General features: G+C 38.2%; 20 protein-coding genes. 8 read left to right on the top strand and 12 right to left on the bottom strand.

All coding sequences use genetic code 11. The features are described from left to right. Positions 1 to 225: 225 nt before the first annotated feature. The 5 genes from QI30_RS17230 to QI30_RS17250 form a co-directional block, all read right to left on the bottom strand. Positions 226 to 903, bottom strand: coding sequence for an ABC transporter ATP-binding protein (locus tag QI30_RS17230; protein WP_126991818.1), 678 nt, complete (start codon positions 901 to 903; stop codon positions 226 to 228). Next, complete coding sequence (locus QI30_RS17235; protein ID WP_126991819.1) at positions 903 to 1,940, bottom strand: ABC transporter permease; 1,038 nt, start codon at positions 1,938 to 1,940, stop codon at positions 903 to 905. The genes QI30_RS17230 and QI30_RS17235 overlap by 1 nt, the downstream gene beginning before the upstream one ends. Positions 1,941 to 2,059: 119 nt before the next feature. Beyond that, entirely contained in the window at positions 2,060 to 3,307 is a 1,248-nt protein-coding gene (locus QI30_RS17240) for a LysM peptidoglycan-binding domain-containing protein (protein WP_233600624.1), read from the bottom strand. A gap of 281 nt (positions 3,308 to 3,588) precedes the next feature. Then, positions 3,589 to 4,302: an HD-GYP domain-containing protein gene (locus QI30_RS17245; protein WP_126991821.1), complete on the bottom strand. Its 714-nt coding sequence runs from the start codon at positions 4,300 to 4,302 to the stop codon at positions 3,589 to 3,591. 221 nt (positions 4,303 to 4,523) lie between these two features. Next, a complete protein-coding gene (locus tag QI30_RS17250) occupies positions 4,524 to 5,933 on the bottom strand; it encodes a C69 family dipeptidase (RefSeq protein ID WP_126991822.1) in 1,410 nt (469 codons plus the stop codon). 201 nt (positions 5,934 to 6,134) lie between these two features. Between QI30_RS17250 and QI30_RS17255 the strand changes: the two genes are divergently transcribed. Further along, positions 6,135 to 7,652: a flotillin family protein gene (locus QI30_RS17255; RefSeq protein ID WP_126991823.1), complete on the top strand. Its 1,518-nt coding sequence runs from the start codon at positions 6,135 to 6,137 to the stop codon at positions 7,650 to 7,652. A 118-nt stretch (positions 7,653 to 7,770) separates the two neighbouring features. Here QI30_RS17255 and QI30_RS17260 read toward each other — a convergent pair whose 3' ends face one another. After that, a complete protein-coding gene (locus QI30_RS17260; RefSeq protein WP_126991824.1) occupies positions 7,771 to 9,423 on the bottom strand; it encodes an FAD-dependent oxidoreductase in 1,653 nt (550 codons plus the stop codon). A gap of 189 nt (positions 9,424 to 9,612) precedes the next feature. Between QI30_RS17260 and QI30_RS17265 the strand changes: the two genes are divergently transcribed. Both QI30_RS17265 and QI30_RS17270 read left to right on the top strand, forming a co-directional pair. Beyond that, a complete protein-coding gene (locus QI30_RS17265; protein WP_126991825.1) occupies positions 9,613 to 10,338 on the top strand; it encodes an alpha/beta fold hydrolase in 726 nt (241 codons plus the stop codon). Beyond that, positions 10,335 to 10,778, top strand: a complete 444-nt coding sequence (locus QI30_RS17270) for a hypothetical protein (RefSeq protein WP_126991826.1) — start codon at positions 10,335 to 10,337, stop codon at positions 10,776 to 10,778. The genes QI30_RS17265 and QI30_RS17270 overlap by 4 nt, the downstream gene beginning before the upstream one ends. On the opposite strand, the gene QI30_RS17275 is transcribed toward QI30_RS17270, so the two are convergent. The 3 genes from QI30_RS17275 to QI30_RS17285 all read right to left on the bottom strand — a co-directional run bounded on the left by QI30_RS17275 (position 10,719) and on the right by QI30_RS17285 (position 13,705). Continuing rightward, on the bottom strand, positions 10,719 to 11,243 hold the full coding sequence (locus QI30_RS17275) for a DinB family protein (RefSeq protein ID WP_126991827.1): 525 nt from the start codon (positions 11,241 to 11,243) through the stop codon (positions 10,719 to 10,721). The genes QI30_RS17270 and QI30_RS17275 overlap by 60 nt on opposite strands. Before the next feature lie 108 nt (positions 11,244 to 11,351). Next, positions 11,352 to 13,121, bottom strand: coding sequence for a bifunctional metallophosphatase/5'-nucleotidase (locus QI30_RS17280; protein WP_126991828.1), 1,770 nt, complete (start codon positions 13,119 to 13,121; stop codon positions 11,352 to 11,354). 383 nt (positions 13,122 to 13,504) lie between these two features. Continuing rightward, the gene (locus QI30_RS17285; protein WP_126991829.1) at positions 13,505 to 13,705 is read right to left on the bottom strand and encodes a YwbE family protein; all 201 of its coding nucleotides are present in this window, start codon (positions 13,703 to 13,705) and stop codon (positions 13,505 to 13,507) included. A 107-nt stretch (positions 13,706 to 13,812) separates the two neighbouring features. On the opposite strand from QI30_RS17285, the gene QI30_RS17290 reads away from it, so the two are divergent. Further along, on the top strand, positions 13,813 to 14,328 hold the full coding sequence (locus QI30_RS17290; protein WP_126991830.1) for a DNA-3-methyladenine glycosylase I: 516 nt from the start codon (positions 13,813 to 13,815) through the stop codon (positions 14,326 to 14,328). A 360-nt stretch (positions 14,329 to 14,688) separates the two neighbouring features. Here QI30_RS17290 and QI30_RS17295 read toward each other — a convergent pair whose 3' ends face one another. Next, positions 14,689 to 15,531, bottom strand: coding sequence for a DUF3298 and DUF4163 domain-containing protein (locus tag QI30_RS17295; RefSeq protein WP_126991831.1), 843 nt, complete (start codon positions 15,529 to 15,531; stop codon positions 14,689 to 14,691). Next, positions 15,524 to 16,027 carry an RNA polymerase sigma factor gene (locus QI30_RS17300; protein ID WP_126991832.1) on the bottom strand — a complete coding sequence of 168 codons (504 nt, stop codon included), beginning with the start codon at positions 16,025 to 16,027 and terminating at the stop codon, positions 15,524 to 15,526. The genes QI30_RS17295 and QI30_RS17300 overlap by 8 nt, the downstream gene beginning before the upstream one ends. Positions 16,028 to 16,206: 179 nt before the next feature. Here QI30_RS17300 and QI30_RS17305 point away from each other — a divergent pair, with 179 nt between their 5' ends. Genes QI30_RS17305 through QI30_RS17315 form a run of 3 tightly spaced genes read left to right on the top strand, consistent with a single transcriptional unit; the run spans position 16,207 to position 18,696 of the window. Further along, positions 16,207 to 16,917 (top strand): polysaccharide deacetylase family protein, encoded by a 711-nt coding sequence (locus QI30_RS17305; protein WP_126991833.1) that lies wholly within the window; start codon positions 16,207 to 16,209, stop codon positions 16,915 to 16,917. Beyond that, positions 16,907 to 17,503 carry a DedA family protein gene (locus QI30_RS17310; RefSeq protein WP_126991834.1) on the top strand — a complete coding sequence of 199 codons (597 nt, stop codon included), beginning with the start codon at positions 16,907 to 16,909 and terminating at the stop codon, positions 17,501 to 17,503. Before QI30_RS17305 ends, QI30_RS17310 begins: the two co-directional genes overlap by 11 nt. Positions 17,504 to 17,547: 44 nt before the next feature. After that, positions 17,548 to 18,696 (top strand): MGDG synthase family glycosyltransferase, encoded by a 1,149-nt coding sequence (locus tag QI30_RS17315; RefSeq protein WP_126991835.1) that lies wholly within the window; start codon positions 17,548 to 17,550, stop codon positions 18,694 to 18,696. Positions 18,697 to 18,746: 50 nt separating this feature from the next. On the opposite strand, the gene QI30_RS17320 is transcribed toward QI30_RS17315, so the two are convergent. Beyond that, positions 18,747 to 19,283: a 5' nucleotidase, NT5C type gene (locus QI30_RS17320; protein WP_126991836.1), complete on the bottom strand. Its 537-nt coding sequence runs from the start codon at positions 19,281 to 19,283 to the stop codon at positions 18,747 to 18,749. A 75-nt stretch (positions 19,284 to 19,358) separates the two neighbouring features. On the opposite strand from QI30_RS17320, the gene QI30_RS17325 reads away from it, so the two are divergent. Continuing rightward, positions 19,359 to 20,693, top strand: coding sequence for an MATE family efflux transporter (locus QI30_RS17325; protein WP_370323631.1), 1,335 nt, complete (start codon positions 19,359 to 19,361; stop codon positions 20,691 to 20,693).

Consider the following 20,693-nt stretch of genomic DNA (forward strand, 5'->3'; position numbering starts at 1 on the left):
TCGACAAAATCTTTATCCGGAAACTATCATACCAATTCTTTTTTTCTGCGTCAATCAATTAAAGTCCTATAAAACGATTAAAAATACGTATTTCAGGACTTTAATACAGCCTTTTTTATAAAAAATTACTTTTTTTAGCTAAATCTAGCTTTTTTTAATGGAAATAACGCAAAACTTTTTTCGACAAAAATAGACAAAAGCTGTCGAAAAATAAAAACATCGCAATTACTGCGATGTTTCTTTTTGTTTGACCAATTTTCCTTGTTGCATTTCATAAATGATATCACAGTAAGGTAAAACACTTTCATCATGTGTTACGATAACGGCAGCTTTATTACGTGTATGCACCTCATGCGCAATTAATGCGACAATTTCTTCACTACGACTTGCGTCAAGCGATGCAGTTGGTTCATCCGCTAAAATTAATTCTGGATCATTCATAAATGCACGAGCGATAGCAACACGTTGCTTTTCACCACCAGATAAATGTTGGATATGTTGTTTTTTCCGGTGACTCATACCAACCGCTTCTAATAATTCATCCGCTCGTTTTTCATCCCAAGTATTATTTAAATCAGCAACTACTTTTAGCTGATCTTTTACCATCAAGAATGGTACTAAGTTTGATGCTTGGAAAATATAGCCGATATTTTTTAGACGCACATCTGCTAATTTATTTTTAGGGTAGTTTGAAATATTTTTGCCATTTATGAAAACATCTCCGCTTGTTGGAGTTTGAAGTGCTCCCGCAATTGATAAAACCGTACTTTTACCACATCCAGACGGACCAATAATTGCGACAAGCTCTCCTTTATTTACCTCAAAATCTAAATTTTCTACAACTGTTAATGTATCATCACCATCTTGGAATTGCTGTGTGATATGTTGAAGTTTTAATGTCATTATTCTACTCTCCCCATTGCTTGAATTGGATCGGCCTTTACAATACTAATTGTTGAAATGAGTGCACCAATTAATGAAACTGCAAATAACGCGGCACCATAACTTAAAATAACTGTTGGCTCAAAAACAAATGGCATTCCTTCTGGCATAAATAGAGGTAAGATATAAGCGAATAGCGCAGCAAGTGTAATGCTAGTAATCGATAAAATGAATACTTGTAGCATCGTTGCGCGAATAAGTGATTTGCTTTTCGCGCCAATTGCTTTTAAAATACCAAATTGTTGTACTTTTTGAATCGTCATAATATAGAAGAAAGCTCCTAATACGAATACAGCAATAATAATTAAGAAGCTAAGCATCATATTTAGAGAACTTTGCTCTGCACTATAGCCTGGAATTTGTGCCACAACATCTTCTTTGGTTGACCAGTCACCATCAATTGATTGTGCAGGAGTCCCTGAAGTTGAAACAAGCGCATTATAAGTAAATCCTACTTTTTCCCATAGTGCAGGCTGGATAACGATTACCGGTGTATGGCTATACGTAAAATGTTCTGTGAATGCTGAAACCTTTACCTTTTTTTCAACAGATGGTAGATAAAGCACACTACCAAGTTTTACGCCATGTTCTTGCATTGTTTTATCAACAATCACTTCATTAGCGTTTTGAGGCATCTTACCTTCTATAATAGTTGGTAATAATTTTTCGTTTTCAAATGTCATAAACGTGCTGTCAATTTTTTTCCCATCTTTACCTTTTTCAGTTGTTTGCATTTGAACACCAAATGCAGAAGCATCTTTCGCTTTTTCTGCTTGTTCGATTGTAAACTGTGATCGATCTAATCGATTTTCACTATCCTCCGCTAAATAAAAATTTGTTACCTCTAATTCTTTCATAGAAGAGGCATTATCGTTTGCTAGCCCATTTGCTAATCCACTAATAATAAATACGAGCGCTGCAACAAAAAATAAAATAAACCCAATCAATAAATACTTTAATTTAAAAAAAGTCATTTCTTTAATTGATAATGAAAACATTGTATACTTCCTTTCCTTAAGTCGTTATCACGAGTATAATCTCTCTTTATGAATGGGTTATGAACACGTAAAAAAACAGGCACTGCTTTTATGCAGTGCCTGTTTTTAAAGGTAGAAAATTATAGTGAGCCGTATCCTGTGAAATATTTACTCCAATAACCAGTATGAATTGAATCTACTTTAATGCCAGAGCTTGCCGCAGAAATCATCTGTCCATTACCGATATAAAAACCAACATGTGAAATACCGCTTTTATACGTGCCGCTAAAGAATACTAGATCGCCGACGCGAGGTGTAGATGTTTTCTTTGCCATATTATAGTAGCCAGCCGCGTTTGTACGACCCATATTTTTACCTGATTGATTATAAACATAATAAATAAAGCCCGAGCAATCAAATCCTCTTGGACTTGAACCACCGAATACATAAGGTACACCTAAATGCTTATATGCATTTGCGATGACGTTATCAGAATTAGAAACAGGTGTTGTTGAAGGTGTTTTATCGGTCGTATTTGTAGACGCTGTTAATACCTTACCTGAAACGGTTAATTTTTGACCGACAAAAATCGTTGTCGAAGAAAGATTGTTTAATGTCATTAGCTTTTGATAGGTTGTTCCGTGCGCTGCCGCAATTTTACTTAGGGAATCGCCAGCTTTCACAGTATAGGTAGACGAGTTACTTGATGCTGTTTCGGTCGTTGTTGACGAGTTTGAAGAGGAACCCGTTGACGGAGCAGGAGTTGATACTTTTCCTGAAACGGTTAATTTTTGACCGACAAAAATTGTTGTCGAAGAAAGATTATTCAATGTCATTAGCTTTTGATAGGTTGTTCCGTGCGCTGCCGCAATTTTACTTAGGGAATCGCCACTTTTTACAATATAACTTTTTGATGACGTATTTGATGAACTACTTGTCGTCGATGAATCCGAAGAAGGAGCAGTCGTCGTTGTCTTACCTGAAACGGTTAATTTTTGACCGACAAATATCGTTGTCGAAGAAAGATTATTTAACGTCATTAGTTTTTGATAGCTTGTGCCATAGCGACTTGCAATTTTACTTAATGAATCGCCCGCTTTCACAGTATATGTACTCTTAGATGATGTCGTTGAGGGTTGTTTTGTAGTGGACGGAGATTTTGAAGTTGATTTATTAACTTTTAAAATTTGTCCAACATGGATAACGGTAGAAGAAAGCCCGTTTTGTTGCATAAGCGTTTGGTAAGATACGCCATATTTAGAGCCGATTTTACTTAATGAATCGCCCGCTTTTACAGTGTATGTTGCGGCAGAGGCATCCATTGTTGAAGTAAGGGCCATTGCAGTACCAAAAAAAATCGTGGTTGCTGTCTTAGTGGAAGTTTTCATAGGCATCTCCATTCTAATTGTTTTTATTTAATTGTAGAAAAGAAATGTGTCATTTGAATAACGAATAGATGATAAAATTCGATCAAATAATGCGATTATATCTTATTTATGTCATAAACATATTATTAAATATTTTTTTGAAATATAAATTACCTACTTTTTGTAATATTTTAATGTTTATTTGCTTATTTTGTTATTTTTTATTGTATTCTTAATGTTTAACCAATAAAAAAATGGGTATGCCGAAGCATACCCATTTAAGATAATCTAAATAAATATTTTTAGTCTTTGTATTTACTCATAATAGGCGTCGCAATACATGATGCCAAAAGTGCAACATACGTAGCATCTAATTTTCTGTCTATATCATGCTGTAAAACGCTAAGCGCTTCTATAGGAGGCATCGCTTGTTTGTAGCATCTTTTCGCTGTTAAGGCATCGAAAACATCACTCACTGCCACAATCTTTGCCCATGGATGGATGTATTTCGCTGTTAAACGATATGGATAACCACTTCCATCTAAGCGCTCATGATGCTGCACAACAACTTCTTGAATACCATTTGGGAATGGTGCATAGGACTGCAAATAGTCCAGCCCCCAAATGGTATGTGTTTTTATTTCCTCGTATTCTTTTTGAGTAAGCCTTCCTGGTTTATTTAACAAAGTAGACCGAATTGAGATTTTGCCAATATCATGTAAGAGAGCTGCTAGTGCTAAATGTTGTAGTTCTTCTCTTTTCATATTAATTTTTGAGCCAATTGCAAGCGAATAGACTGTTACATGAAAAGAATGTCGAAGTACTGTTTTTTCATGTTCTAATAATTGTGTTAATAATGTCAGGTATGTTTTATTTTGTTTAACGATTAAGAGCGCCTCTTGTAAAATTGGTTGGATTTGTTTCGTTGTTACATCATCAGGTACACCTACTTTTTGTTTTAATGATGCGAGTAGTGAACAAATGTTGATGTGATCAATCCAATTTGCCGATTCCATTTAATGCCTCCTTCACAAAGGTAAATTCTATAAAAGGAATATCTATCATTTTTTTGAGGGATTTTTAAATAATTATACACTATGCTGTGAAAAAATTCGAAAAAATAATGTTATTATAGGAGGGATAATTTTTAAAAAGAATTTAAATTCAAAAAATAATAAGACCAAAGATACAGTACATAAATAAAAAGAACCGTCACAAGAACGGTTCTTTCAGTAGACTAATCATTTAATGAGAAATTTAAAGACATATGTTTTGTACCTGTTGCCATCATGTTACCGAGTAACTGGTTCGTATTGTTAAAGCATAATGTCGCCATTTCCTCATTCACTTGGCCTAAATAAGCTTGAATGTCTGTTTGCTTAGTAGCCTCGCGGTCTGCTAATAGCTGCATATTACGGCAACTTGCCACCGTTTTTTGTTCGTAGGCACGATGTAGATCGCTGTATAAATCAAAATTCGTATCTCCAAGCAGGGCAATTGTATGGCTTAGCCAATGAATTTTTGTAATATCAAATGTCGATTTTGTATCACGGTAGCAAGCTGGTGTATCTAATACATTTGCATAAAAAGGAACGATGGCATTAAATGTATTCGGTCCAAATGCAAGCCAGTGTACACCGGCAATTTCTGGTGAAACGTCTGGACGGATTTGTAGAATATGACATTCCTGATTACGGTTAATACCAATTGTACGGAACATAAATTTGGTATCTTCGCTGCCTTCACCATATGGGTCAAATTCGGTGTTTTGGAAATGTGAGCTAAGCGCCCATTTGACGTCTTCTACAGAAATTTTACGATTGGCATGGCAAATAAATGGTAGGTTTTGCTCCATTGGTTGCTGTTCGATTTCTGGGTTGAAGAATTGTTGGACATACCAAGCACGAGGGTTGTTATAACGCGTATCTTTAATTGAAGCACTACCAAAAATATGGCGTAAATTATAGCCCTCAAAATCAGGATTTAAATGATGAACTTCGATAAACTCACGTAATCCTTCTGAGCAAAGTGTATCCGCTGAATCAAAATCAAAATGATCAATATTGAAACGGTTTGGTGCCACGACATAAGCATCGTCTGGAATACGAACAGCTGCCCAGTGGTGACCACCAATTGTTTCCATATACCATACATCATCGGCATCCGAGAAAGCGATACCGTTTGATTCGTATGTGCCATATTGTTCTAAAATACTTCCTAAACGTTGTACGCCTTCTTTAGCAGAATGCACATAAGGAAGTACTAATGTAAGCATGTCTTCTTCACCGATACCATTATCAACAAATGGGTCTGCACCTAATACACGTGTATTCGTCGTGATGGTTTCTGTTGCAGTCATCGCCACATTAGCACTATTAATGCCAGATTCTCCCCAAATACCAAAGCCCTCTGCTGCATCTGGTGTAGATGTATACCGCATTGGATTTTCTGGTAAATCGATTTCAAATGTACTTTGCACCGATTTATAATGACGTGGCTGATCCTGTGGATTCATCACGATAAAACGTTGTGGATTAGACGAAGCACTTCCGCTATCTTCATTCCGCGCAATCATCGTTGAACCATCAATCGATGCTTTTTTACCGACTAAAATCGTTGTACAAGAACCTTCTTTTCGTTGTTTCATAAAATCATCACCTAACTTTTCATTTTTCAAAACAAATTATATCATATCGATATTAAATTATAAGAACATTCAACTAGAGAGTACCTAGAAATAGTAGTGATTCAGCACCGTCCTACCGGCTATGCATTGAAATGAGTAATCAATTCCCATAAACTTATAGTAAGTGGAAATTATATCCACCACGAAAAAGGGGGAAGTTACATGTTTAAATTCGGGTATAAAAAGGTCGCGCCGAACGAGGCATTAATTATTTCCGGTAAAAATATCGGGAAAGAGGGGGAAGCGGGCGTCTATATTAAAGATGGTCGTCGCCTTCGTGTTGTACGTGGGGGCACGGTACTTGTTACGCCATTCCAATCTGCTGATTCTATTTCACTGAACTCATTCCAAATTCCATTAAAAGCAGAAGGGATTTTAACGCGAGATGAAGTACCGATTACTGTTCATGCAACGTCTACCATTAAAGTAGCCGATGAGCTTGAATCTGTTATTAAATTTGCGGAGCAATTCATGGGTAAGGCAGAAGAGGAAATTTCAAAAGAATTACGTGTTATTCTAGAAGGCAAGCTGCGTACCACAGTTGCCGAGCAAGAAGCGCTTGAAGTAAATAATGCGCGAGAAAACTTTATTCAAGTCGTACAAGAAAAATCAGAGGCAGATCTAAAGGCAATGGGCTTCAATGTTGTTAACTTTTCATTAGACCGTGTATTAGATGCAGATGAATACGATTCAGAGCTTGGCTATTTGAAAAACTTAGGGATTACAAAGCTTGCTGAATCGTCAAAACAGGCACAAAATGCACGTTCTGATGCAGAGCGTCAAATTGAGGAGAATAAAGCGAGTAATGCGCAGTTAACAGAACGTGCGAAAAATGAATCGGATATTGAAATTACACGTCAACGGACGGATTTACAATTAGAGCAGACAAAAGCTGCAAATGATTTAGAGCTTGAAAAAACACGTCGTGAGCGTGAACTAAATGAGCAACGTGCGATTGCAAAGCAAGCCTATGAGAAAAAGCAAGCTGAGCTAGAACTCGATTTAATTGAAAAGGAAACACAGGCAAAGCGGGAACGTGAAAATTCACAATTAGAGCTGAAAGAGTTAGCAAAACAGCAGGCAGTTATTGATGCGCAAATCATTGCAGAAAAGGATGTCATCGCGAGTGATGCGAGAGCACGTATTGCAGAGCGTACAGCAGAAGCCGATGCGCGTTCTAAGGAACTTCAGTTAAAAGTAGAAAATGATGCGGTTGCACGTAAAAATCAAATCGAAATTGATGCGATACGTGAGAAGGGGATTGCTGAGGCGGAAGCGATTAAGATGAAAGCTGAAGCAATGAAGGAATACGGTGAGGCAGCGATTGCAGAAATGTTAATTAAAGTATTGCCAGATTTTGCGCGCGCCGTTGCAGAGCCACTTGCATCGATTGATAATGTACAGGTGATGGATTTTGGAGCAGAAGGAGGCGGTGTACAAAGCGTCGCGGGAAATACAGTCGGTGTCATGGCCATGGTCCAAAAATCCCTAAAAGAAACGACTGGGATTGATGTGAAAGATTTACTTGAAACAAATGCATCCTATGGTCGTAATTATTTATCGGCAAAATCTGAGCCAGAGCAAGCATTAGAAGAGGATTATCCAATGCCTATTGAGACGATTTCTGCTGAGGAATTAGAAAATTTTGAAGCCAATGTAGAAGATGATAATAACCGCTAGGGAAGATAGGTATACATTTCTTGCGCCGTTAACAACTCAAACGAATAATCAGGTGAGCTTATCACCAAGTCGTTAAAAAAAGCAGTGGACTCGATCGAGTCCACTGCTTTTTTTGTGATTAGCGATTACAATGTTTTGCGGCAATATAGCCAAATGTCATACCTGGTCCAAGCGTTGCGCCTGGGCCGGGGTAAGATTCGCCCATCACCGAAGCGGAGCAGTTACCAGCCGCATAGACGCCATTAATTGGTTGACCATCTGTTTTTAAAATACGCGCCTGTGTATCAATAACTACGCCTCCTTTTGTGCCAATATCGCCTGGGTAGACACGCATCGCATAAAAAGGCGCTTCTTCAATAACATCTAGATTTGGATTTTTAAGCGTCGGATCACCGTAGTAGCGGTCATGTGCGGATTCACCTCGGTGGAAATCTTCATCGATGCCATTGCGAGCAAAGCCATTGAAACGCTCGATTGTGTGCTGTAGAGCATCTACCGGAACTTCCATCTTTTGTGCCAGTTCTGCAATGGTTGGCGCCGATAAAACGATATCATTGTCATAATAGGCTTGTGGGAAATCCTGTCCTGGGAATAAACCGGCGAAAATATAGCGTTTCTTAGCCTTTTTATCTAAAATCAGCCACGAAGGAACCGAGCCTGCTTCTTTTTCATGCGCATACATGACATCGACAAATTCATGATAAGGTGTTGGCTCATCAATAAAGCGATTTCCTTGCTGGTCAACGATAATCATATTTGGAATACCGCGGTCTGCCACAAGGAAAAATGGACGGCCCTTATGGTCAAGGAAGGACGGAGCCCCCCATACACGGTCCATTAAATCAAATTGTGCCCCTAATTTTTCAGCAGGTGTGATAATATCACCTGTTTGTCCCTCCGGTGATGAGGACCATGCCGCATTAGTTGGCTGCGGTAAATATTTTTCCCGGTATGCTTGATTACGTGAAAACCCGCCGCTTCCTAAAATGACCCCCTTATTCGCTTTTAATGAAATCGCTTGGCCGTCTTTATTTGCTGTAATGCCGATAACACGGTCCTCCTCATAAATAAAGTCTTCAAAGCCACAGTTGACCCATATTTCGCCACCTAGCTCTTTATAAGCTAGGGCTAAGCGTCCGATTAATGCTTGCCCTAATGCACCAAATTCTTTTTTCAAGACGATATGTTGCATAAGACGCCAGCCAAGTGTAAGCGAACGTAGCTTGCCCTTCCATGTACGAGAAATCATATTCACTTTATGGAAGTCTTGACCTGTCATAACAAAGCCCTTTGTATCCATTGCAGGGGGGCGCATTAGCTTTTGCCAGTCACCTAGTTCATTTAAATCGAATAATAGCGGCTCAATCGAACGGCCACGTCCCTTGCCACCTTTACGATTTGGATAATAGTCTGAGTAGTTATTGGCGTAGCTATAACGCATGTGAGGGCTTAGCTCATGAAAATAATCGAGCATTTCAATACCGCGTTTTAAATACGTTTCTTTCATGTCGTCGGATACACGATCTCCAACCGTTGAATCTAAATAATTTTTAGCATCTTCATAAGAATCAGCCACGCCTGCTTCGACTAAATAGCGATTGTTTGGAATCCAGACACCGCCTCCAGAAAGCGCCGATGCACCGCCAAATACTGCTTCTTTCTCGATAAGTAATGTTTTTAGCCCCTCATTTTTAGCGGTGATAGCTGCAGCAAAGCCACTTGCCCCTGAACCAACGACTACCACATCATATTCTGCTGTCCAATTAACCATACAAATACCTCCTAATATCCTTATTTATTCCAAATATAACAATTAGTAAACAGGAGTACAAATCTTTTCACCGCGCCTATGTTAGCGCTTGCAATATGGTGTTAGTGTTGCTACACATTTGCAAAAATGGTAGTTATTTTAATTTAAAGGAAATATAGGTGATATACTTATACTTAAGGGGGAAAGAAAATGAAATGGGTTTGTTTACATGGATTAGGGGGTACGAAGCATTATTTTAAAGAGTTGCAACAGCTATTACCGAATGAGGATATAGAGGCCTATGATTTGCCTGGACATGGTGAGGAAGAAGCGTTAGCTGATTTTACAATGGAGGAGCTAGTGGCATGGCTACATCATAAGGTGACCGAGCCTGTCATGTTAGTCGGGCATTCACTTGGCGCAATCATCTGCTTAGCTTATGCACAGCGCTTTCCGAAAAATGTAGCGCATCTAGTGTTATTAGATGGTGGCTATTTACAGTCGGCAGATTTTGGCGTATCGCTCGAGCAAGAAATCGAAGGCGCTAGGCAGTTTATCGCCCAAATGCAGTTTCCAACTTTTGAAGCGGCAGTAGAAGCTGAAAAAGAAGAGGCACTAAGATGGAATGATGTTCTTGAAGAAGCGGTGTTCCAACGTTTTCATCATACAGATGGACATGTGCAATTAAAGGTATCGGAGAAAACAGCGGTTGCCTATACAAAAATAAGCTATCAATTTAAACTACCAGCACTTATGCAACCGATCACATTATTTATTGCGACTCAGCCTATAGAAGCCGAACAAGTGCGCCAAAAAGCCATGCAGCGATTTATGACAACACTGCTGCAAACAAATTGTATACGTGTGGACACCGGACATGATGTACTTACGGAAAATCCATTTGATATTGCAAATCAGTTAGGGGAGTATAAATGAAAAAAATAACATTAATTGTTGTTATTATGGTAATGATTGGTGGCGCTATTTATTGGAATTATGCAACAGGGATTCCTTCACTATCAGTTAAAGCGGATAATAAGATAGTAGAAGTCACACAAGGAACTTATTGCTGGAGTAGCTTAATATCAAGTGAATGTGTCGATAAAATAGCACCGACACAAATGGTGAAAGAGGGATTTATTACACCAACTGTTGTGAAACCAGGGGCTATAATGAGCTATCAATTTAGTAAAAAGCCAGTAGGAGATTCTGAAAGTATATTATTAGAAGATGAAGCGGGGCATTCAATTGACGTAAAAAGAGAAAATCAGACATTTAAAGCACCGATTAAAAAGGGACTATATATGTATACCATTTCAGCAAGATGGGATAAAGGTGATGTTAGTTATGCAATTGCGATTGATGTCAAAAAATAAAACGATATTCGTATTGTTTGGCGTATGTCCCATTAAGCTTAGCATAGCGGTTATTTGACCTTGGTGATGACATTCATGAGTGAACGCGTGTAATAAAAGATGATGTGGTGTTTTTTGTACAGTTGGTTTAAAGTCAGATGCGGAAGAAGTCATCACATCCATCGAATCTTCAAATGTTCGAAGGGCTAATGCGACGTATTTATCAACTAGTACATATACTTCTTGAATATCAGCTAATGTCATTTTTTCTACAATCTCTACGGGGAAGTCCTCAATAGAATCATTGCCTAATAAAAATGAGCCAATCCAGTTACGATAGCATTTTGTAATGTGTAATAATGTATCTTTAACGCTATCTAATGCAAAGCCATGTGATTGTGCTAATTGTGCCTCACTTAATTGTGCGCATTGCGCCATAATAACGTCTCGTCCTTGTGTGACCCATTTATAATCTTGTGTATTCATTGTTTCCTCCTAGCATTTCGCAACGCCTATTTTAGCATGAATTTGAGGAATCGATGTACATTTTATAAAAAAAGACAGCCCCAGTGAATAGGAGCTGTCTTTTTTGCATTATTCTACACGTTCTAAACGTAATGTCGAGACATCTTCTTTTTTAATAGTCCCTATTTTTTCAACATAATTAATGAAAATATCTGTATCAACACCTAAATATTGTGTCACTTTTGCGCCAATGAAGGTTGGGAATTTATCGCCGCCTCCTAGTAAGAAGTCATTTAATGCCGCTTTATAGATACGATCTTCATCGATTTTTTGTCCGTTCACAAAAACATCAACGACGCCATTTTCATTAAATGTATAGTTTAACCCCGCCATTTCTAAACCATAACCACCGATGAATTGGTCATTAATTGCTGCTTTTACTTGTGCGCCTGTTAATTCAATGATGTTTAATGTATTGCCAAATGGTTGTACAGCTTGTGCTGCACCGCGTGTAACTGTAAAGCCATTAGCACTTGCGATACCATTTAAGTTTGAGCGTACACCACCAGAGTTTGTAAATGCAAAGTCTACTTCTGCATCAATTGAACGCGCATAATCTAGCTGTGCATCTGTTACTAAGTTACCGACTTCAGAGCCGCCGATAGGGTACTGGTCGGTCGGGCGTACTTTTGTTGGTGCGGTTTTTGATAAGCTATCAACGTCTAAGGTAGCAATTGGTTGGTCCATAATTTTCCCAACGATTGTTTTCGCCTCTGTGACAATTTTATTAACCTTTTTCGATACTTTATTTGAATTCAATACATCAGCAGGCTGTGTATAATTGTATTTAATCGTTGCCGATGGAGTAGAAACAAAATCCTTTGTTTTCTTGCTAATTTTACCGTTTACAACCGAATAGGCTTCACCATAATTATAAGCTTGAACGATACGCACCTTTTTGTATGTATCATTTGCATACGCATGATTATGACCACCAAATACGACGTCAATTGAGTTTTTCGGATCGAGCTTATTCACCGTTTTTAGCATGTCGATTACTTCACCTGTTAATTGCTCATCTTTTTGTGTTGGAATAGAAGAATTTGCTTCTTTATTCGCTGATACAGAAGCATGTGCCACAACAGTAATTGCTTTTACGCCTTTTTTGCGCAACTCTTTTGTATATTTCGCAACAGCCTTCCCAGGATCTACAATGTCGATATCCTGTGTATGTTGTGCCAGCACAACATCTTTAATACTTGGTGTGACCACGCCAATAAAGGCGACTTTAACGCCGTCTACCTTTTTAATCACATATGGTTTAAAGCCTTTTAAAAGCTTATTTGTTTTTTTGTCATTAATATTTGCTGATAGGACATCCATAGACGATTTATTATACTGATAATCTTTCACGAGCTCATAATTTTGTGTAACGTTTTTAATTGGTGCGTCTCCTTTAAGAAGTCGCTTAAATTCATCAATGCCTTCATCGAATTCATGATTCCCTAAAGCACCTACAGAGAAATTCATTGCATTGACGATATTCATAACAGGCTCGTCTTGTAGTAGCCCGGAAATTGCAGGAGAACCACCAACTAAATCACCCGCTTGAATCGCTAATGAATTTTTAGTTGCTTTTAATTTATTTGCCTTTGCAAAAGCTGCCTTTTCTTGTTCGAAATGATATGCAAGAGAAGCCATACCCCCAATTGCGGCACCATTGGCATCTTTTTTGTTGTTGCCATCGATATAACCGTGTAAATCATTCATGCCTAAAAACTGCACAGGTACAGTTTTGTCCACCACTTTAGCATCTGCCATGACATCCGTTGTTGTAAATGGCACTGTCGCTAATAGCAATGCCGCACTTAATGAAACGATTAACTTTGATTTTTTCATTCTTGCACCCCTTTGTATCTAATACTCTAACTATAGAAATAATTATTCAAATTTTCAATATAATTTTAAAAATATTTCGAAATTCGTAATGTGTGCGCTTTTTCATCTTTTTTTCAGAATTGAAACGAAATCGAAAATTAAATATCCTTTTTTTGCTAGTTCGCGTAAGTATGTCTTATCGGTATAAGCAATAATGTATTAAAACAAATACTTTTATTCTATTTAATTATAAAAGTTACCTTAAATTAACCTAGTTAACTTATTTAAAATAAAAAAGGTTTACTAAAGTTATTAATTTAATGATAGAAAACGTTTTAAACGAATATAAAAAAGAGGAATTGCCTGAAATGACAATTCCTTTAGACACACTATAACTAACACGTTTATTTCTCCGGATAAGTATTACATACACGTCCGATTTGCCCGTCTGTCAAGCGTACTTTAATACCATGGGGATGTGAGCTACTATTTGTTAATAAGTCTTTCACGATTCCTTGTACAGTCTTACCTGTACGTTGATCTTTTTTTAATACAATATCAACTTTCAGACCACTATATACATCTTTACGATTTTTGCCGTCCATTTTTCAACCTCCTTTAATGCGTTTTAAGTGTATCATATTTTTAAGTCATATAATTAGAACGTTTGTTCGATATTTGTTATAATAAACGAAAGATATGAGGTGATTCAATGGAAAAGTTTCGCTGTAGATGGTGTGAGTATGATGCCGATCTCATCCATTATCATGATAAGATTTGGGGAACAAAGCGAGAAACCGATGACGAGCTTTTTGAAGCATTGACCTTTGAAATTTTCCAGGCAGGTTTAAAATGGGCAACTGTTTACCGAAAACGCGACGGTTTTAAACAGGCATTTGCTAATTTTACGATAAAACATGTTGCGCAGTTTGATGACGCTAAGAAAAAGAAGTTGAAAGAGGACGCATCGATTATCCGGCATACGGCAAAAATCGCTGCTACTGTTTATAACGCACAGCAGCTCCTAACTATTCAGAAACAATATGGTAGCTTCAAAAATTTCCTTGATGTCGTACCACCAGAAAACCGAATTGAACAATTATGTGCCTATTTCAAGCAAGTTGGCAAAACGACAGCAGAAAGTTTTTTGATAGCATGCGGTTACCTGCCTACTCAGCATGAAAAAAGATGTTATTTGTATATCAAATCTGAAGAAGAAAAAATATAATGCAGAAATTAATATTGTATTGTTTGATACAGAGACAAGATAAGTAAAAAGAGACTTTGACATACGCAAAAACAACCGCTCCTATGAGCATAAGAAAACGGGAATTACGCTACGGCGCGGTTCCCGTTTTTTGTTGCAATCTTTAAAACAAGAAGATGACGTGTTTTGTCCCAGTCTTTTTTATATGATGACTTTATTTCTACTCGTATGTTGTCGCCTCCTTATGATTGAAATATAGAAGAAAAAAGAATGAAAACCGCTTATTTACGCTACGCAGTCATTATTCGTTGCTATGTGGCTACCACACCCTCTTTTGGTACATAAAAAAGAAAGTACGACAAAACGTACTTCCCTTATTTTTTATCGAATATAGCGATCCCCTACTAAAATCGATTGAATCACCTTCGTTGGAATGACAAACTGAACAGCGCCCATATAGCCTGGTGCTACATCATATTCATCAAACGAAATGACGAGCTTGCCTTTATCATTAATATAAAATTGTTGATTTTTATGAATACTTTTGAAAACATCAACAGGTTCCTGTTCCGGATTTACAAAGTATATTTTATTGTCATCCGCTTTCATTTGCGCATGCATTTGGCGAATAATCTCTTCACTAATGACTTCTATATAAGAAGTATCTTTAAATAAACTCGGTAATGTAATAAGCGCTTCATTTTTTGTATCAAGGGTCACATAGCGTTTCTGCTCATAGCCAGATGCTTGTACATGTAGAATCGTTTGCTCAATCGATAGAATGCCATGATGGTCGGTAATCGTCTTATAATCACTAGCCACTGCGAAATGTCCCTTTTGTTGTTTGTATTCTTGATACAGTTTTTCTGTTGTTGCTTGGTAGTCTGCATTTATGTTATTTTCAAGCGTTTGGTTTTCGAGTCCACTCACTTTCGGTGTCGCTACATCAATTTTTGTCGTGCCCTTGCCATCATGTACTTCTTCAAATGTAACAACCTCAACAAGCTCTTTGACGCCAGGAATTTTGGATAATGTATCCGCTGCTGCAGGGCTTAGGTTTACCGATGCAACAAAGACCGTTGCTGCTGCGACGCTTGTCATCGGCCATACAAACCGTTTTTTCTTCGGCTTTTCATGCAATGCTTCTGTGACAAGCTTATCTAACTCCACAGGAATCGGTATATTTTTGTATTCCTCTCGTAATTCATGCAATTTTTTATTCATGAACGGTTCCCTCCGTTATTTCAATACGTAATAATTTTAAACCACGATACAATCTTGTTTTAACGGTATTAACGTTTTCATCTACTATTTCTGCAATAGCATCGATTTTTAAATCTTCAAAATAACGTAAAACAATAATAGTGCGATATTCGATTGGTAAACGCTCAAGTGCCTCGTGTAAGTCGATATCTTCGTAATGGTCTTCTGCGCCACTTTGTAAATAGTCAAGCGTGTCATCATCCATTACCGTTACACGCTTATGTTTTCGCAAAAAGTCGATAGCTGTTCGTACAACAATTTTATAAAACCAACTTTTCATCGAATCCATTTTTTCTAAGCGCTCAAGTGCCTGTAAGCCTTTTTGTATCGCATCTTGCACAATATCAAGCGCATCCTGCTGATTTTTTACATAGCTATATGCTAAACGATAAAAATCGTCTTTATAATCCGTTACACATGCCACAAACTGCGCACGTATGTCGTGTCTTTTTGTCATGTAAGGAGCTCCTTTACCAAACTAGTTCAACGAATAGACGTTCTTGTTACCTGAAAAAGTTTTTATTTCATCCAGCATTTTCAAAAAAGGCATTGAAAAATAACATATTCAACGAAATAATGGAATATAGGACACCTTTTTACAAATTGAACGTTCTATTTTATGAGGGGTTGGTTATTATGAAAAAAATACTTGCCGCTGCAGTTGGACTTGCAGCAGCCTACACTGTCATACCTACAGTGTTTATCCGTAGTACTTCCTATGGCATCGTGCAGAATAATGGTATGCCAGGAGTCATGTTGACATTTGATGATGGACCTAATCCAGCATATACACCGCAACTACTTGATCTTTTAAAACAATACGAAATAAAAGCCATTTTCTTTGTTGTTGCGGAAAAAGCGGAGCGTTACCCAGAGATAATTAAGCGTATGCAACAAGAAGGCCATGTGATTGGACTTCATCACTATACGCATAAAAATAGTTACCGACTGTCACCTATTGGCTTATATAAAGAAGTCGCACACGCAAAAGAGGTTGTAGAAAACCTTACACAGTCGAAGGTTGCCTTGTATCGACCAACTTATGGTCATATTTCTCTCGCGACTTTACCAGTATCTCGCAAGCTAAATTTAACACCTGTTATGTGGACAGGGATTTTTGGCGATTGGAAAATCCGTACATGTCAAACGACATTATTACAAAAACTTCATGCAAAGCGTCAAGACGGCGCAACTTATGTATTGCATGATTGTGGACAAAACCCTGGAGCAGATGACACTGCCCCAGCCTATATGCTGCATCAATTATCGCAGTTTCTTCACCAGGCTACGCTCGAAGGTCAGCAGTTCACAGACCCGAAAGCGTGGTTAGAAAAAAATGGACACTAGCCATGTATTATCTCTTGTCGAAAGCTATGGACCATTAATTATTTTTGTTTGTCTTTTCTTTGGTGTCGTGGGCATCCCAGCACCAGAGGAAACATTGGTCGTTATTATTGGTATTTTAATTCATCAACACACGCTACCAGCACTGCCAACAATTCTTTCCGCATTTTTCGGTGTCTTTATAGGCTTCTTATCAAGTTATGCTGTTGGCCGTTATGCAGGAGCGCCTGTTTTTAACAAAGTAACGAAACTAATGAAAATGAGTGATTTTAAAGTACAAGCCTTTAAGGAAAAATATGAAGCAAATTATAAAAAAGCATTGCTCATTGGCCTATTTATTCCAGGGGCTCGTCAAATTAATCCTTATTTAGCCGGTATTTCAAAAATCCCATTTATCCCTTATGTCATTGTAAGTTTAATTGGTACGACAATATGGGTAGTGCCTTTTATGATGCTTGGCTATGCTACTGCCAATGTTGTGACAATTCGTTATGAATATTTACCTTTTATCGGTATTTTTATTGGCCTTGCATTTATTTTATTTTTCTTTATTAAACATAAACGTAAACAAGTACAAAGCAAAAAATAATACATTTTGTCGCACTTTATTTGGACGTAAAGGACGTGTTAATTATGATTTTGATTTTACCATTTATGCAAATGCAGTCTGGGCATCATCAAGTGGCAGATGCCATTGCTGCTCATATAAAAAAACAAGACCCATCACAAGAAGTGGAAAAGCTCGATATTTTCAACTATACATTTCCACGTATTGAAAAAATGATTTCACGTATTTACTTATCATGGATTCAAAAGCATCCCGTCTCGTACAGTAAGTTTTACGCGAAGCAATTCAATCAACAAACATATAATTTTAAACCATTTTCACCATGGGAAAACTTGATGGAGGAAACACTTGAACGCATCATTTTAGAAAAGAAACCAGAAGCGGTCATTTGTACACATAGTTTCCCTTCGCATGCTGTCGGCAACTTAAAAGTGAAAGGGCATATTTCTATGCCTGTCATTAACGCCTATACGGACTTTTTTGCAGGGGGTGTGTGGGCAAAGGACGGTGTCGATCTTCATTTAGTACCGTCAAAAGCAGTTGGTGAGCATTTAAAAACAACATTCAATATTGCACCGGAGCAAATTTTAATCTCAGGTATTCCTGTTCATCCAGCTATGACGCGTGTGAAACAAGTAAAAAGCTCAAAGGCAAAGCATTTACTTGTAGCGGGTGGGAATAGCGGTTTAGGGGATATAGCTTCTCTTACAGCACAGTGTAGTGCCTATCCAGATACGCATTTTTCGGTGCTATGTGGCAATAATCAAAAACTTTTTGATACACTACAGACAAGTAAGGTACCAAATGTGACACCACTTGCGTATATTTCTAGCCGAGAAGAGATGAATGCACTCTATGAGCAAGTAGATGGTATCATCACAAAGCCTGGTGGTGTAACAATTTCAGAAGCTTTTGTAAAACGTATACCTATTTTTGTCGCCTCTGTGCTACCGGGGCAAGAACAAATCAATATGGATTATTTAATACCAAAACAGCTTGTTTATCCAATTGACGCAGCCCAACCTGCTATTGCACAAGTTATGAATGTACTAGAAGATGAAGTGCAATGTGCTCGCTTTGAACGTGCTATCACCGCATATGAGCAAGACATTGAGCTAAATACCGAACGTTTTATTGAACAGGTGCTACACATATTACCGCGAGATCATTATAAATCGCATAAACGCTTTAATAAGCTCGCGTTACTATCTTAAACAAAAACCCCGAGAGGATTTGTGCAGTTGAAGTCCTCTCGGGGTTTTTATTATTTATTTAATTCATCCATGAAAAATTTTTCTATTTCAAGCCAATCATTCACGCGAATTGGATACTCCATATTCATATTATGAGGCGCCGTAAACATCACGCCAGTGCCTTTGAAACGATTTAGTTGAAGCGCTGTATCATCGACTAAATAATCTGCTTGAATGACACTTTTATCGCCACAAAAAACATATTGATGTTGTGGAATTGTTGGGAAAAATTGTTGTAGCCATTCAAATTTCGCCATAAATGATGGGGGGACTTCCATTGCTGCTGTCGCAATATAAATTTCATAGTGTTCACTTAGACGCTCTACGACTTCAACGCTATGTGGCATGACTGGTAAATCGCGGAAGAATGTAGGGTCCCCGTAATAATTGTATAATGCTTGTGGTGCCTGTTCGTCTAGCTCTGGTAAGCGTTTGCCTACAACATCTTCTTTCGTGTAGTTTTTATCAAAATCTTCATTGAAGCGGCTTAAAAATTTTGCGACCAAATCCGCCATTACTTGGTCCATGTCAAGTGCAATACGTTTCATGAAAAAACCTCGCCTTCTATAATCCACTCTAAAGGCTCTAGACGAAAAGCGCAACTATTGTGCTATACTTTTAGCATGATGGAAAAATTACAACTTGAGCAATATAATACAAGAAAGAAAAAATTACGAGCTATCCTTGTCATGGGCATTCCGGCTATGTTTGAAAACATTTTGCAAACACTCGTTGGTTTTGTCGATACACTATTTGTCTCAAAGGTTAGCTTAGATGCAGTGACAGCGGTCAGTATCGCCAATGCAATTATTGCGATTTATATGGCTATCTTTATGGCAATTGGTGTCGGCGCTTCGTCACTGATTGCACGGTATTTAGGTGCAGACAATATAAGCAAAGCACGGCAGACCGCAAAGCAATCCACGATTCTCGCGCTTGTCTCTGGTATTCTCTTTGGATTAGCTACGCAGTTTTTTGCCGAGCATATGCTACGCGTCATGGGTGCAGGAGAAGCAATTGTTGAGCTAGGTGCGGTTTATTTACGCATTGTTGGTATTCCTGCATTCTTTATTTCGTTAACAATGGTGCTCGCAAGCGTCATTCGCGCTACTGGTAATACAACAACTCCGCTTAAAATCAGCTTTATCCTGAACATCATTCATATCGGGCTTGATTATATTTTTATTATCGTACTTGATGGCGGCGTGGCGGGTGCTGCGTATGCGACTGTCCTCATTCGAATCGTGAATAGTATTTGGCTGTATCAAGCGGTCCAAAAAACGGCATTGCGCTTCAGTTGGCGTAGCCCAAATGATGCAACACTCCTGCAGCAGCTCTTAGCTTTAGCTACACCCGCTGCACTAGAACGACTCATTATGCGTGTTGGGCAGGTTGTGTACTTTGGTCTGATTATTAAAATCGGAGCGGACACGTATGCGGCACATATGATTGCTGAAAATATTGAGGCATTTACGTTTATGCCTGGGTATGGGATGGCGGTTGTGGCAACGACCTTTGTTGGCGCTAGTATTGGGGCAAAACGTATGAAGGAAGCATTTGAATACGGGGTGCTGTCAACAGTTGTAACGATTGTTGTAATGTCTGTACTCGGTGTGCTCATGTTTATTTTTTGTCCATGGATGGCACACTGGTTTACTGACGACCCTGTAGTCATTGACCAAATCGTCACGGCGCTACGCATTGATGCTTTTGCACAGCCTGCTGTGGCGATGAGCTTTGTGTTAGCTGGTGCACTTCAAGGTGCCGGTGATACGAAAACACCGATGTATGCCACTGCGGTTGGTATGTGGGGACTACGCATTGTCGGGGTGTATGTACTAGGTATTACACTCAATATGGGCATTGCAGGTGTCTGGCTCGCATTATTAATTGATTTATATGTTCGCTCCATATTTTTATGGTTCCAATTTAGAAGAAAAACACTTAGGGGGATTTAG

Source organism: Candidatus Kurthia intestinigallinarum, assembly GCF_003991225.1.
Lineage (GTDB): Bacteria > Bacillota > Bacilli > Bacillales_A > Planococcaceae > Kurthia > Kurthia populi.

What these genes read in the sequence shown, in the direction of transcription:
- QI30_RS17230 (WP_126991818.1), bottom strand. Translation starts at nt 903, where the DNA reads ATGACATTAAAACTTCAACATATCACACAGCAATTCCAAGATGGTGAT.
- QI30_RS17235 (WP_126991819.1), bottom strand. Translation starts at nt 1,940, where the DNA reads ATGTTTTCATTATCAATTAAAGAAATGACTTTTTTTAAATTAAAGTAT.
- QI30_RS17240 (WP_233600624.1), bottom strand. Translation starts at nt 3,307, where the DNA reads ATGAAAACTTCCACTAAGACAGCAACCACGATTTTTTTTGGTACTGCA.
- QI30_RS17245 (WP_126991821.1), bottom strand. Translation starts at nt 4,302, where the DNA reads ATGGAATCGGCAAATTGGATTGATCACATCAACATTTGTTCACTACTC.
- QI30_RS17250 (WP_126991822.1), bottom strand. Translation starts at nt 5,933, where the DNA reads ATGAAACAACGAAAAGAAGGTTCTTGTACAACGATTTTAGTCGGTAAA.
- QI30_RS17255 (WP_126991823.1), top strand. Translation starts at nt 6,135, where the DNA reads ATGTTTAAATTCGGGTATAAAAAGGTCGCGCCGAACGAGGCATTAATT.
- QI30_RS17260 (WP_126991824.1), bottom strand. Translation starts at nt 9,423, where the DNA reads ATGGTTAATTGGACAGCAGAATATGATGTGGTAGTCGTTGGTTCAGGG.
- QI30_RS17265 (WP_126991825.1), top strand. Translation starts at nt 9,613, where the DNA reads ATGAAATGGGTTTGTTTACATGGATTAGGGGGTACGAAGCATTATTTT.
- QI30_RS17270 (WP_126991826.1), top strand. Translation starts at nt 10,335, where the DNA reads ATGAAAAAAATAACATTAATTGTTGTTATTATGGTAATGATTGGTGGC.
- QI30_RS17275 (WP_126991827.1), bottom strand. Translation starts at nt 11,243, where the DNA reads ATGAATACACAAGATTATAAATGGGTCACACAAGGACGAGACGTTATT.
- QI30_RS17280 (WP_126991828.1), bottom strand. Translation starts at nt 13,121, where the DNA reads ATGAAAAAATCAAAGTTAATCGTTTCATTAAGTGCGGCATTGCTATTA.
- QI30_RS17285 (WP_126991829.1), bottom strand. Translation starts at nt 13,705, where the DNA reads ATGGACGGCAAAAATCGTAAAGATGTATATAGTGGTCTGAAAGTTGAT.
- QI30_RS17290 (WP_126991830.1), top strand. Translation starts at nt 13,813, where the DNA reads ATGGAAAAGTTTCGCTGTAGATGGTGTGAGTATGATGCCGATCTCATC.
- QI30_RS17295 (WP_126991831.1), bottom strand. Translation starts at nt 15,531, where the DNA reads ATGAATAAAAAATTGCATGAATTACGAGAGGAATACAAAAATATACCG.
- QI30_RS17300 (WP_126991832.1), bottom strand. Translation starts at nt 16,027, where the DNA reads ATGACAAAAAGACACGACATACGTGCGCAGTTTGTGGCATGTGTAACG.
- QI30_RS17305 (WP_126991833.1), top strand. Translation starts at nt 16,207, where the DNA reads ATGAAAAAAATACTTGCCGCTGCAGTTGGACTTGCAGCAGCCTACACT.
- QI30_RS17310 (WP_126991834.1), top strand. Translation starts at nt 16,907, where the DNA reads ATGGACACTAGCCATGTATTATCTCTTGTCGAAAGCTATGGACCATTA.
- QI30_RS17315 (WP_126991835.1), top strand. Translation starts at nt 17,548, where the DNA reads ATGATTTTGATTTTACCATTTATGCAAATGCAGTCTGGGCATCATCAA.
- QI30_RS17320 (WP_126991836.1), bottom strand. Translation starts at nt 19,283, where the DNA reads ATGAAACGTATTGCACTTGACATGGACCAAGTAATGGCGGATTTGGTC.
- QI30_RS17325 (WP_370323631.1), top strand. Translation starts at nt 19,359, where the DNA reads ATGATGGAAAAATTACAACTTGAGCAATATAATACAAGAAAGAAAAAA.